Source organism: Sphingomonas sp. NPDC019816 (assembly GCF_050274375.1).
Classification (GTDB): Bacteria; Pseudomonadota; Alphaproteobacteria; order Sphingomonadales; family Sphingomonadaceae; genus Sphingomonas.
Genome location: NZ_JBNNOB010000128.1, coordinates 1 through 10,664, shown reverse-complemented (window position 1 = coordinate 10,664; position 10,664 = coordinate 1). Strand labels below are relative to the sequence as shown.

Annotated in this window: 15 protein-coding genes and 1 pseudogene; 6 read left to right on the top strand and 10 right to left on the bottom strand. The window is 61.3% G+C overall.

Annotated elements, in window-relative coordinates:
- Positions 1-90: 90 nt before the first annotated feature.
- Positions 91-210: pseudogene (locus ACQKJZ_RS15540) on the top strand (helix-turn-helix domain-containing protein); the annotation flags it as partial.
- 8 nt (positions 211-218) lie between these two features.
- Here ACQKJZ_RS15540 and ACQKJZ_RS15535 read toward each other — a convergent pair.
- The 5 genes from ACQKJZ_RS15535 to ACQKJZ_RS15515 all read right to left on the bottom strand — a co-directional run bounded on the left by ACQKJZ_RS15535 (position 219) and on the right by ACQKJZ_RS15515 (position 3,688).
- The gene (locus ACQKJZ_RS15535; RefSeq protein WP_427732143.1) at positions 219-662 is read right to left on the bottom strand and encodes a DNA-binding protein; all 444 of its coding nucleotides are present in this window, start codon (positions 660-662) and stop codon (positions 219-221) included.
- A gap of 77 nt (positions 663-739) precedes the next feature.
- On the bottom strand, positions 740-1,846 hold the full coding sequence (locus tag ACQKJZ_RS15530) for a replication initiation protein (RefSeq protein ID WP_427732141.1): 1,107 nt from the start codon (positions 1,844-1,846) through the stop codon (positions 740-742).
- A 386-nt stretch (positions 1,847-2,232) separates the two neighbouring features.
- Entirely contained in the window at positions 2,233-2,529 is a 297-nt protein-coding gene (locus ACQKJZ_RS15525) for a hypothetical protein (protein ID WP_427732139.1), read from the bottom strand.
- On the bottom strand, positions 2,526-3,419 hold the full coding sequence (locus tag ACQKJZ_RS15520) for a hypothetical protein (protein WP_427732137.1): 894 nt from the start codon (positions 3,417-3,419) through the stop codon (positions 2,526-2,528). Before ACQKJZ_RS15520 ends, ACQKJZ_RS15525 begins: the two co-directional genes overlap by 4 nt.
- Entirely contained in the window at positions 3,419-3,688 is a 270-nt protein-coding gene (locus tag ACQKJZ_RS15515) for a mobilization protein (RefSeq protein ID WP_427732135.1), read from the bottom strand. The genes ACQKJZ_RS15520 and ACQKJZ_RS15515 overlap by 1 nt, the downstream gene beginning before the upstream one ends.
- 224 nt (positions 3,689-3,912) lie before the next feature.
- On the opposite strand from ACQKJZ_RS15515, the gene mobQ reads away from it, so the two are divergent.
- The 5 genes from mobQ (at position 3,913) to ACQKJZ_RS15490 (ending at position 7,852) form a co-directional block, all read left to right on the top strand.
- Positions 3,913-4,977: a MobQ family relaxase gene (gene mobQ, locus ACQKJZ_RS15510; RefSeq protein WP_427732133.1), complete on the top strand. Its 1,065-nt coding sequence runs from the start codon at positions 3,913-3,915 to the stop codon at positions 4,975-4,977.
- A gap of 366 nt (positions 4,978-5,343) precedes the next feature.
- The gene (locus ACQKJZ_RS15505) at positions 5,344-5,982 is read left to right on the top strand and encodes a hypothetical protein (protein ID WP_427732131.1); all 639 of its coding nucleotides are present in this window, start codon (positions 5,344-5,346) and stop codon (positions 5,980-5,982) included.
- Positions 5,960-6,652, top strand: coding sequence for an EcoRI family type II restriction endonuclease (locus ACQKJZ_RS15500; protein ID WP_427732129.1), 693 nt, complete (start codon positions 5,960-5,962; stop codon positions 6,650-6,652). Before ACQKJZ_RS15505 ends, ACQKJZ_RS15500 begins: the two co-directional genes overlap by 23 nt.
- Positions 6,653-6,746: 94 nt before the next feature.
- Positions 6,747-7,313, top strand: coding sequence for a recombinase family protein (locus ACQKJZ_RS15495; RefSeq protein ID WP_427732127.1), 567 nt, complete (start codon positions 6,747-6,749; stop codon positions 7,311-7,313).
- A gap of 362 nt (positions 7,314-7,675) precedes the next feature.
- Positions 7,676-7,852 carry a hypothetical protein gene (locus ACQKJZ_RS15490; protein WP_427732125.1) on the top strand — a complete coding sequence of 59 codons (177 nt, stop codon included), beginning with the start codon at positions 7,676-7,678 and terminating at the stop codon, positions 7,850-7,852.
- Positions 7,853-7,864: 12 nt separating this feature from the next.
- On the opposite strand, the gene ACQKJZ_RS15485 is transcribed toward ACQKJZ_RS15490, so the two are convergent.
- The 5 genes from ACQKJZ_RS15485 to ACQKJZ_RS15465 all read right to left on the bottom strand — a co-directional run.
- Positions 7,865-8,281 (bottom strand): DNA-binding protein, encoded by a 417-nt coding sequence (locus ACQKJZ_RS15485; RefSeq protein ID WP_427732123.1) that lies wholly within the window; start codon positions 8,279-8,281, stop codon positions 7,865-7,867.
- Between the two features lie 93 nt (positions 8,282-8,374).
- Positions 8,375-9,442: a replication initiation protein gene (locus ACQKJZ_RS15480; protein ID WP_427732121.1), complete on the bottom strand. Its 1,068-nt coding sequence runs from the start codon at positions 9,440-9,442 to the stop codon at positions 8,375-8,377.
- 417 nt (positions 9,443-9,859) lie between these two features.
- Complete coding sequence (locus tag ACQKJZ_RS15475) at positions 9,860-10,147, bottom strand: hypothetical protein (RefSeq protein ID WP_427732119.1); 288 nt, start codon at positions 10,145-10,147, stop codon at positions 9,860-9,862.
- The gene (locus ACQKJZ_RS15470; protein WP_427732117.1) at positions 10,140-10,340 is read right to left on the bottom strand and encodes an antitoxin VbhA family protein; all 201 of its coding nucleotides are present in this window, start codon (positions 10,338-10,340) and stop codon (positions 10,140-10,142) included. Before ACQKJZ_RS15470 ends, ACQKJZ_RS15475 begins: the two co-directional genes overlap by 8 nt.
- Positions 10,337-10,664: hypothetical protein (locus tag ACQKJZ_RS15465; protein ID WP_427732115.1), on the bottom strand; the 328-nt coding region annotated here is incomplete at its 5' end. The genes ACQKJZ_RS15465 and ACQKJZ_RS15470, both read right to left, overlap by 4 nt.

The following is a 10,664-nucleotide window of genomic DNA, read 5'->3' as shown; positions in this document are numbered from 1 at the left end:
GGGGCAGGAAAGCCTGCGAATAGCATCTGCTGGCATCGTACCGGATTTGTTCGCCCTTAGCGTGCAGATACGTCACTTTCGTGTAGTCACCCCCACCAGCAGGCCGAGGCGCTACAGCGGCTCGCCAGGGGTGATACGCAGCGCACCGTCGCGGCCCTGCTTGGGGTCGATCAGGCCACGATATCCCGGCTGTCGCGACGGCAAGGGTGACGATCGCGCTATCCTTCGTCAGTGCGGCCGAACAGGCGACCGAAGAACCCTCGTTTGGATTCTGTGGGGCCGGGTCCGGCCAGCAATCCGATCACTCGGGCTTGAGCCTCCCGCCGTTCCTCGTCCGATTGATCGAGGCGACGGCGAAGATCATCAATCGTACCGTCCCGATCGCGCAACTGTTCCAATGCAGCATCAAGACGAGCCTGCAACACGTTGGAATCCGACCCGTTACGGGTGTCAGCACTGCCGTTGCGTAGCGTTTCAGAAGGCGTTTCGGTTACTGGTGCGGCTGACTTGGGAGGGTACACCCGGTGCAGTTCGACCGGCTCAATCGAGAAAGAACCGTCATCCTTCTTTGTCGCAGAAATCCGACCGCTATTGATGGCACGCGATATGGAAGCCTTGCTGATACCCGTCGCCTTTGCGGCTTCTCCGAGGGTGTAAGCCATCGTATCGGTCCCTGTTGCGGATCGTTTCAAAACATGATCCGCTAACCGTTAGCAGAAACGGTCAGATGGCGAAACGGTCAGACCCGGCCCCATTTGGTGGCACACCCCGTAACCCATTTCGTCCAGTCCGCCTTGAGAGCGTCTCCTACCAGTTTACGGCGCTGTTCGGGGCGCACGCGGGCATACTGATCCGCTAGTCGCTGTACGGAGTGACCACCGCCTAGGGCCATTCCGATCGCGTGAAGCTCCGGGGTCTTGAACTCGTCTACCTGATCGTCGGCCGGCCAGCGCAGGGTGTCCGAAACCGATAGCCGAGAAGCCGCCGAGGCGATGAGGCTGGCGGTGTCGACGATGGTTTCTGTCGTCCCTTCCCGGCGGGCCTTTCGACCGCTGCTATGGCGTCCTGCCTCATCGGCCGCGGCGTCAGTGGCATCGTCGTCTTTAGGAGTGAAGGTTAGGGTGACGTGGGTGATCTTGCCTCGCGCTCCGCGCTTTTCCGACCAGTCCATCGTGAAGGCGGCGAGCTGATCGATTTCGGCTTTGCCAGGTGTCAGCACCAGACGCCGGAAGTCGGAGAAGTTGGGCATCGAATTAGAGGGTGCGCCAAGCCGCTCCCGCAGCTCATCGACCGTTCCGGACCATGTGGGGCTACGCCGTCCAGCCAGCAGGCAACCCATCTCATAGAGGGTGATCGCATACTTCGACCGGAAGGCGAGCAGAGCTGCCCGGTTGAGGCGAGCGTAGTAATCGCTCCCCTGCAGGATTGCCCTAGCCGGTGCCGTGAACTCCCATTCGACGGTGGCCCGGCCGTCTTCCGCATGTTCGTTGAGCGTCCAGGCGAGCAGGGTAGCGGTGAGTGTCGCCGCACGCCCTTGCGCCGAGGTCGAAGGCATTTGGAACTTCACATCCATCAGCTCATCGAGGGTGTCCTGGATCCGATCATTGGCGTTGTGGGTGCCTCGCAGATCGCGCTTGGCGATGACGTGCGATCCCGGTCGCCATGCTTCGCCGGCAGCTTTAGCGATGAGAAGGGCCAGGGTCTTGCGGGCTGCCAAAGAGGGTGACGTACCCGCGCCGAACCGTGCTTCGATGAACTCGCCGGCTTTGACGATGGCATGACCGTCACGAACTGAGATCGTGGAAGCCGCCTTCATCGTGCGGCCGATGGGAAGGTCGTCGGGCACAGCACAAGCTTAGTCAGTTACGACATAAGATCAATACCAATGTCATAGATCGTATAGCTAACCCCATTCCTCATGACGGCACCCGATCTGTCGCAACTGGGCACCCCATTTGTCGTAGGTGCTCACCCCATTTGTCGTAACTGGGCACCCCATTTGTCGTAGGTCGAGCCATTTTCCCGTTTCAAATCAAGCAATAAACAAGCCCTGAATCATAGAATCAGTAGAATCTAGAATCATCGCGGGCGCGCGGGGTCAGCGTTGCATGATGACAAGCGGAATCGGCCTTCGGCCGATGCGCCGATGCTACGTGCCGGCTACGCCGTCACAGGAGCGGCCTACCGGCCGCAGGCTTGGCAAGGGAAAATCAGGGCGAGGCCGGTGTGCGATCATTTATCGGCCGTCACACGACGAGGTGGATGATCCTGTCTGGGATGGACGACGATCGCGGACACGCCCGAACTGGCGATGCGGTCGATCAGGCGATCGGCTTCCTCCATCCGGTCGCTGGGCCAATCGCGGGCGACGTGGACGGACGTGCCATCGATCTCGACGGTCAGATGAGAGATGGCGGGATTGAGGTCGAGCAGCCGGGCCATGTCGGCCTGTGCATTGGCCGTGATGCGGTGCAGGCCGTCCCCGACCATGACGAGCTCCCAGGTGCGGGCGGTGTTATCCCGGTTCATGGCAGCAGCCACCCGCTGTAGGTCTTGGCGTCGGGGTTCGCACCGAAGCACCAGTAGGCCCCGTCGCGCTTCTCGCGTTTCCAGCCGTGATCCTTGGGGCAGGCGGCGATGGCGGGGATGGTCTGTTCGCTGGCCTGATCGATGCGGCGGGCGAGCTTGCCGTTGGTGGTGTTGGCCCAGCTCGCCGCAGCCGTTTCATCGCGGGCGTGGGCATAGCCCGATGCCTCGCCGGCCCTGTTACCCAGGTAGTAGCCGTAACCCCCGGCGATCGGCACCAGCAGGGCGAAGGCGGCGAGCGCACCGTTCCACCACCGGTCCCACCGGCGCCGGCGCTGCTCATGGGCGCGGCGATCGGCGGCATCAGCGGCAAAACGATCCGCCAGGGCGGTATGCGCGGCCGTGTCAGCGTCGATCCGACGCCGCAGGGCCTCTCCCGCCCCGGCAAGGCCGTCTGTGGCCCCACGACGCGCTCCAGCCTCCGCACGGGCCTCCAGGGCGGCAGGATCGACCAGGCGGGCCGCTATGGCCTTGTCACGGGCTTCCTCGTCCTCGGCGCGCTGTGCGTCCCTGGCGGCGGTATCGGCAAGGCTGGCGCGCACGTCGGCCACCAAGTCGCGCAGGGTGCCGAAGCCGGCGAGGACGCGCTGGATGTTGGTGTCGAGGTGGGAAAAGAAGCTGTGCGCCTGGGCCGCGTCGGCGGCATCGCGCGCGCGACCGGCGGCAGAGGGCGGCGGATCGGGGGGCGTGTCGAACTCGGCGGGGTCGAACCTGCCAGCCGGGGGATCGGTCCGGCCACCACCACGCGCCATTCCCCTTCCGCGTCCGGACTCGTGGAGCTGGCGCGCCTGTTCGAGCAGGCGGCGGGGGTCGTCCTCCCGATCGCGGTCCATCAGCGATCCTCCCCGGGCAGCGTCCATCCCTCGAACGGTTTGCGATCCTGATCCCGGCTGATGCGGTGGGTCAGTTCGGAGACGATGCCGGCGAACCGTTTGTCCTTGCTGGCGGCGTCGATGAGCAGCCCGCCCAGGATGATCTTGCGGCGGGTATCGAGGCGGCGACCTTCGGCAGCGACACGGGCGTTGAGCGCGGCGAGACGGGCCTTGGCCTGATCGACCCGTTTCTGCGCCTGCTCGATCGAATCGCGTGTGGGTGCCGCCATACCTTCCCCGCGTGAAAGCACGAATACGAAGCAACCATAGCGCAATGCAACGAACGAAGCCACCCGAGACGACGATAGGAGACAAGGGCGCACTTTAGCATTACTGCGTAATGCGTGCGGCAGGGATACCCTGCACCCATGTCGCGATGCGACAGCGGGGCCTCCGCCCCACACCCCGACCAGCGCAACGCCGCTGGACCACGTTGGAGAAGGCAGGCGCAGCGATGGCGATCTACCATCTGGCGGTGAAGTCGGTGTCGCGCTCGACCGGCCGCAGCGCGGTCGCCGCTGCGGCGTATCGGGCCGGCGCATATCTCGAAAACGAGCGCGACGGCCTGGTGCACGACTACACGCGGCGGGGCGGCGTCGAGGATGCGTTCATCGTCGCCCCGGAGGGCGCAGAATGGGCGCAGGACCGCTCCGCCTTGTGGAACGCGGCCGAGGCGGCGGAGAAGCGCAAGGATGCCAAGGTGGCGCGGGAATACGAGTTAGGGCTACCGGCCGAGCTGGACGCCGGCCAGCGCCGCGACCTGGTTCGTGCTTTCGCGGAGGATATCCGCGACCGTTATGGGGTGGCGGTCGATGCTGCGATCCACGCCCCCCATGATTACGGCGACGATCGCAACCACCACGCGCACGTCATGACGACGACGCGGGTAGTGGAGGCGGACGGGCTGGGCGCGAAGACGCGCCAGCTCGACGTGCGCTCGACCGCCTCGGTCGAGGTCGAGGCGATCCGCGAGCGGTGGGCGGGCATGGTCAACGACGCGCTGGAACATGCCCAGGTGGCCGAGCGGGTCGATCATCGCAGCTACGAGCGTCAGGGGCTGGATATCGAGCCGACCGTGAAGATGGGCCATGCGTCGGCCGCGATCGAGCGGCGCGCCGAGCGGGAGCAGATCGCGGCGGGCGAGGAACCGCACGCCGTTACCCCGCGCGGGCAGGTGAACGAGGCGATCATGGAGAAGCGGGGCCTGGCGCACTACATCGAGTATGGCCAGGAGCGGATACGGGAATGGACCGGCCAGCTTTACGAGCGGGCCGAACACCTGGCGCAGAGCATGTCGAGCTTCGTGCAGGGCGCGGCGCGGGCGATGCGGGCAGGATTGCAGACCAGCGCTGGCGACGGGTTCGAGGCGGTGCCGGCGCTCGACCAGTCACCCCAGCGCGACCAGATGCCGGCGATCGAACTGGATCAGCCGGGGCAGCGTGGACGGGATCGGCAGCGAGAGCAGGAGCTGGACCGCCAGCACGGGCGTGACGGGCCTGATATCGGATTTAGCCGGTAGTTTGTTGGTCACTTGGTAAAATGCCCGTTTTAGCGAGGTCATCTAGTTTCGACACGATCAGGTGTCGGGCAACCTCTGCCGGACTGCTGCCGTAAATTCCGATCTTGGCTAACCTGACGAGGCGATCGTGAACCGCCACCGTGACAGTTGGAGTCACTTTTTTGGAGGGGATGGCATTTTTCGGCCTTGGCATCCCACCAACGTAGTCCAACCAAGGCTTCTAACAATCCCCTTTTTAGGTGCTAAAAACCGCTTGAGTGGGAAATTCGATTCCCATAGGGTGCAGGCAGTGGTGCAAAGATTGCCGCGCCGCGCGGATTTGCCAGTCTTCTAGCCGAGGCCTTGGCGGAACAAAAGGCGGACATTATGTATCGGGTCGATCGCAACAACTTCTACCAAAACGAGAAAAAGGCGACCGTCTGCACCCCGGACTACGTCAGCGAGTTTCTGTTCTCGATCATCAGCCCCCACATTAAGAAGGGGGGGCTGATTGTCGACCCGTGCGTGGGTGAAGGTGCTTTACTGCTACCTTGGCAGCGCGAAGGGTATAAGACCCTGGGTATCGACATCGAGGACCAAGGGTTTCCAAACACGATCGAGAAGAACTACCTTGAGGTTCGCAAGAGCCATATCAGGCAGAAGCCTTCTCTTGTTATAATGAACCCGCCTTTCAACATAGATTCAAAGACAAAAGAATATATAAAGGCCAATTATGGCGGAAGGCCATTGTTGCCAGAAGTTTGGTTCCAAAAGGCGTTGGAGCTGTTTGGCACTGCTGTGCCTATTGCTATGTTCACACCTTATGGGTTCCGCCTAAACCAAACTGATAACAGTTCGAGATGGAAGAAGTTTATCGATGGAGAATATCCTGAGATAACAAGTATCGTGTCTCTGCCCAAAGATGTTTTTGATGGAATTCTATTCCATAGCGAAGTCCTTATTTTTAACCTCCCCGGCCTGAACGGCCATTATTTTGTGCAGCATGGCAAACAGCGAGCGGCTTAGGCTAAACAAAAATCAGCATGTCGTAAAAAACCTGCTGTCAAAAGGCGACGATAAGAAAGTCGTTGAGGCGATGATGCAAGTCATCGAATATATGGGCACGCGCTTTCCGCTCAAGGATATGGGCTATAGGCTAGACTATGTTGATAGGATCACGCTTCGTGAACTTATTGATATAATAAGCAGCTATGAAACCAGATTTGAGTTTTCGGCTTTGACGAAAGAAGGATCGTTCATCAAGCCGGACGGGGGCATACTCATTCTGAAGAAAGAAGACGATCCGACGTTCCAGCGTATTGTTCTGGCCGTTGAGATGAAGAGGCAAGGTACAAACGACCAGCGAGCCCTTGAAGGAAAGGGAAAGCAGTCGCAAGGGAATGCCATAGAGCGTCTTGGGAAGAACCTAATCGGGTTCAGATCAGCATTACAGTATGAGCGTATAACCCCGTTTGTCTGTTTCGGTTGGGGAGTGGACTTTGCTCCGGGATCATCGATCTTGGATCGTGTAATCACGATGAATGAGTTCTACCCGCTTAATAGGATATTCGTGTTCAAGCGGGAGGACTATGCTCCTGTCTCTATGTTTTTCCGGTCCGAGGAATGGGATACCGGAGAGCTGTATGCGACGATGATGGAAATAGCCGAAACGAGCGTCCGATATTACATATTCTAATAGCCGATGCAGAACTCACAGGTTCTGCATCGCTCCGGGAACGGCGGAAATCCGGGCACTTCCGTGATGCATATATCCGATGCACAATGATCGCATGATCTACGGCTATGCGCGCGTCTCCTCCAACGGTCAGGACCTCACCCAGCAGGTCGCCCAGCTCCTCGCCGCTGGCTGCGTGAAGGTCTACCAGGAGAAGGCCAGCGCCGCGTCGGCCGAGCGGCCCAAGCTCAAGCGCGCGATCGGCGCGCTCGATGCCGGCGACGTGCTGATGGTGACGGCCACCGATCGCCTGGCCCGCAACACCCGTGACCTGTTGAACATCCTCCATGCGGTGAAGGAGGCGGGGGCAGGCTTCCGCTCGATCGCGGAGCCGATGGTGGACACCACCTCGCAGTTTGCCGAGGTCGTCATCGCCGTGCTGGGGATCGCGGCGAGCTGGGAGCGTCAGCGGATCGTGGAGCGCACCGCAGCCGGGCGGGACCAGGCGAAGGCCCGTGGCGTGAAGTTCGGCCGGCGCGCTGCCCTCACCCCGCACCAGCAGGCCGAGGCGCTACAGCGGCTCGCCAAGGGGGACACACAGCGCACCGTCGCCGCTTTGCTCGGGGTCAATCAGGCGACAATATCCCGGCTGACGAGAAAGGAGACGAGTCGTGGCGGATGAAGCAAAGCTCTACAGGGCGCGGGCGGAAGCCGAACGGCTCAAGGCAACGACGGCCGACCTTCCCAATGTTCGCCATCGATCCTTGCACGCGGCCGAACGGTGGGATGAACTGGCAGCCAGGGCTGAACGAGCAGCCGTCGGAGCGGCACAGCGAGCCGGCAGGATCATGCCTGGCGGGGTTATCGCACCCCGAGCATCCCAATAAAAAAATGGCCGGCATCATGCCGGCCTAGTTTTAGGAGAGGATGCCTGAAAGGCATGGTTATGCTGCATCTGCGAAGAAAACTTCGCAAGCGCAAAATGCTCCTGACGGAAAGAAGCTGTTAAATTTGCATCGATAGGCTGCTGTGGAGGAGATCGACATGGCGTTTACAGAAGCCGAAAAGCAGCAGTGGCACGCCGATCGCCGTGCCGGCGTACCTGCCGACGACGACTATACCCCATCGCCAACCTGCGGACATTGCGGCAACCCGTTCAGCTCGGTCGCAGGAGTGGTCACCGACGACTTCTCGCTATGCGATGTTTGCAACGGCGATTGATCCTTACCGTCATTAGTCCGTGCGGCCGAACAGGCGACCAAAGAACCCGCGTTTGGATTCCGTAGGGCCAGGTCCGGCCAGCAGTCCGATCACTCGGGCTTGAGCCTCCCGTCGCTCTTCGTCCGATTGATCGAGGCGACGCCGAAGGTCGTCCACCACTCCGTCACGGTCACGAAGCTGTTCACGCAACAGCTCAATTTCCCGGCGCAACCCCCCTGTTTCGATTAGGGTTTCCACGTTTCCTTTATCCGTTTCCGGCCGTGCCGGTTCAACGGTTTCTGGCTGCTTTGGGGGAAACACCCTGAACAGCTCGGAGGTATCAATCAGATAACCGTTATCGGTTTTCTCGGCATAGCTAAGACGGCCGGATTTTAGGGCCTTTGAGACGGTCCCCTTGCTGACGCCCGCCAGCTCCGCCCCTTTGGTCATTGATACGGTAGCCATAGTTCACACCCCGTGTTTCCAACCGGGAGCCATGACCGGTTTCCCTATGGTATCCTGCAACCCCACTAGGAACAAGGATCAGGGTTTCGCCCACTTTCCCGCGCAACCCTTTACCCATGTCGTCCAATCAGCGCGCAGAGCATCCCCCCGCAAGTTTCGCCGCCTGTCAGACCGGACGCGGGCGTATTGGTCCGCCAACCGCTGGATCGCGTGACCACCACCGTGGGCTAGGCCGATCGCATAGAGATCCGGCGTGCGATATTCCGACACCTGGTCGTCGGCGGGCCACCGGAGTTCGTCCGAGATCGACAGGTTTGCGACCGTGGCCGCGATGATAGCCGCAGGGTCAACGAGGGTTTCCACCGTACCGTCGCGGCGTGCGCGCCGGCCAGCCCTATGGCGTTCATTCTCCTCTTCCGCTGCTACCGCGGCGATCGGGGCTTTGCGGCGAAAGGTGATCGCTATTTCCGTAACCTTGCGACCACTGCGCTTTGCCACGTCCCAAGCGACAGAGAATTGAGGGACGAGCTGATTTATCTCGGCCGTTGCCGCATCGAGGACGAAGCGGCGCAGATCGGCGAACGACCCGTAGCTTCCTTCCGGCACACCGAGCTTGGCGCGCAACGTGGCGACGTCACCCCGCCAGATCGGGATATCGCGACGGTAGAGCAGCGCCCCAAGCTGGTAGAGTTCGAGCGCGTATTTGCTGTCGAACGCCAGCACTGTTTCCCGATGTAGCAGGGCGTAGGTCGCGCTGTCTTTCAGCAGGTCGCGAGCGCGTCGGGTAAACCGGTAGATCAACCACCCCTGCTCACCCCCCTCGAACGTTTCCTCAACCATCTGAAACGTGCGCCGGCCCCGGTCGCCCTCGACCTGATCGGGCATGGCAAAGAAGATACCCATGAGTTCGTCGATCGTGTCGGTTAGGCGGTCATTGGAATTGTGGGAGCCGCGCAGCATCCGTTTGGCAATACGATGCTCCTGATCGCGCCAGGCATCGCCGGCAGCTTGGTGCATCATCAGAGCAAGAACCTTGCGAGCCGACAGGCTAAGGGAAACCCCGCGCGCATAGCGTACCTCGACCAGCTCACGCGGCTGTACGATCGTGCCAGAGCCTCGCTCCTTTTCGATCCGTGCAACCTCCATCGTCCGCCCAGGCTTGTCGTCTGCTCCACCACTCATAGCGGCACAATCGCCCGGTATGACGAGATGGTCAACTATCATGAGATGAGAGCGACTAGCTTCTCATTTCATGCACCCCATTCCTCACAATACCCCACCCCATTTCTCACAATACCCCACCCCATTTCTCATGATACCCCACCCCATTTCTCATGATAGGTCGGAATAAACGTTTTAATTCAGTGGGATGCGACCCCCCTGAATCATAGAATCAATAGAATCTAGAATCATTGCGGGCGCGCGAGGCTGGCATTGCATGACGACAAGCGGAATCGGCCTTCGGCCGATGCGCCGATGATGCGTGCCGGCTACGCCGTCACAAGGGCGGCCTGTCGGCCGCAGGCTTGGCGAGGGAGGAGTCGGGGCGAGGACGGTGTACGGTCATTCGCCGGTCGTCACGCGGCGAGGAGGCTTGCCGTTGCGATCGTGGACAATGATCGCGGAGACGCCCGAGGCGGCGATGCGATCGATCAGGCAATCGGCTTCCTCCATCCGGTCGCTGGGCCAATCGCGGGCGACGTGGACGGAAGCGTCACTGACCTCCACGGTCAGGTGGGAGATGGCGGGATCGAGGTCGAGCAGCCGCGCCATGTCGGCCTGCGCTTCAGCGGTGATGCGGTGCAGACCGTCCCCAATCATGACGAGTTGCCAGGTGCGGGTGTCAGCCATGCTGCGCGCTCACGGATGCGAGGATGGCGGTGGTCAACTCGTCGCCGTCAATTTCGCCGTCGATGTAGCGGGCATTGAGCCGTTCGACCTCACCGGACAGAATGCCGCCCTCGTAGCGGACACTGCCCCGCGCAAAGTCGATTTCGCGTTTACGCCGGCCGCGCTCCGCATTGCTGATGGGGGCGCGGGTCATGGCAGCAGCCACCCATTGTAGGTCTTGGCGTCGGGGTTCGCGCCGAAGCACCAGTAGGCCCCGTCGCGCTTCTCGCGTTTCCAGCCGTGATCCTTGGGGCAGGCGGCGATGGCGGGGATGGTTTGTTCGCTGGCCTGATCTATGCGGCGGGCGAGCTTGCCGTTGACGGTGTTGGCCCAGCTCGACGGGGTGACTACACGAAAGTGACGTATCTGCACGGAAAGGGCGAACGGATAGCGAACGTCACGCGGCAAGTAGGGAGTTGACGGCGCGCAGCGGTCGCAAGGCGTCCGGATCGGGTTGATCTTCAACATTCCAGCTATA

Excerpts from the sequence above, each read along its gene's own strand:
- ACQKJZ_RS15535 (WP_427732143.1), bottom strand. The coding sequence starts at position 662 with ATGGCTTACACCCTCGGAGAAGCCGCAAAGGCGACGGGTATCAGCAAG.
- ACQKJZ_RS15525 (WP_427732139.1), bottom strand. The coding sequence starts at position 2,529 with ATGAACCGGGATAACACCGCCCGCACCTGGGAGCTCGTCATGGTCGGG.
- ACQKJZ_RS15520 (WP_427732137.1), bottom strand. The coding sequence starts at position 3,419 with ATGGACCGCGATCGGGAGGACGACCCCCGCCGCCTGCTCGAACAGGCG.
- ACQKJZ_RS15515 (WP_427732135.1), bottom strand. The coding sequence starts at position 3,688 with ATGGCGGCACCCACACGCGATTCGATCGAGCAGGCGCAGAAACGGGTC.
- mobQ (WP_427732133.1), top strand. The coding sequence starts at position 3,913 with ATGGCGATCTACCATCTGGCGGTGAAGTCGGTGTCGCGCTCGACCGGC.
- ACQKJZ_RS15505 (WP_427732131.1), top strand. The coding sequence starts at position 5,344 with ATGTATCGGGTCGATCGCAACAACTTCTACCAAAACGAGAAAAAGGCG.
- ACQKJZ_RS15500 (WP_427732129.1), top strand. The coding sequence starts at position 5,960 with ATGGCAAACAGCGAGCGGCTTAGGCTAAACAAAAATCAGCATGTCGTA.
- ACQKJZ_RS15495 (WP_427732127.1), top strand. The coding sequence starts at position 6,747 with ATGATCTACGGCTATGCGCGCGTCTCCTCCAACGGTCAGGACCTCACC.
- ACQKJZ_RS15490 (WP_427732125.1), top strand. The coding sequence starts at position 7,676 with ATGGCGTTTACAGAAGCCGAAAAGCAGCAGTGGCACGCCGATCGCCGT.
- ACQKJZ_RS15485 (WP_427732123.1), bottom strand. The coding sequence starts at position 8,281 with ATGACCAAAGGGGCGGAGCTGGCGGGCGTCAGCAAGGGGACCGTCTCA.
- ACQKJZ_RS15480 (WP_427732121.1), bottom strand. The coding sequence starts at position 9,442 with ATGGAGGTTGCACGGATCGAAAAGGAGCGAGGCTCTGGCACGATCGTA.
- ACQKJZ_RS15475 (WP_427732119.1), bottom strand. The coding sequence starts at position 10,147 with ATGGCTGACACCCGCACCTGGCAACTCGTCATGATTGGGGACGGTCTG.
- ACQKJZ_RS15470 (WP_427732117.1), bottom strand. The coding sequence starts at position 10,340 with ATGACCCGCGCCCCCATCAGCAATGCGGAGCGCGGCCGGCGTAAACGC.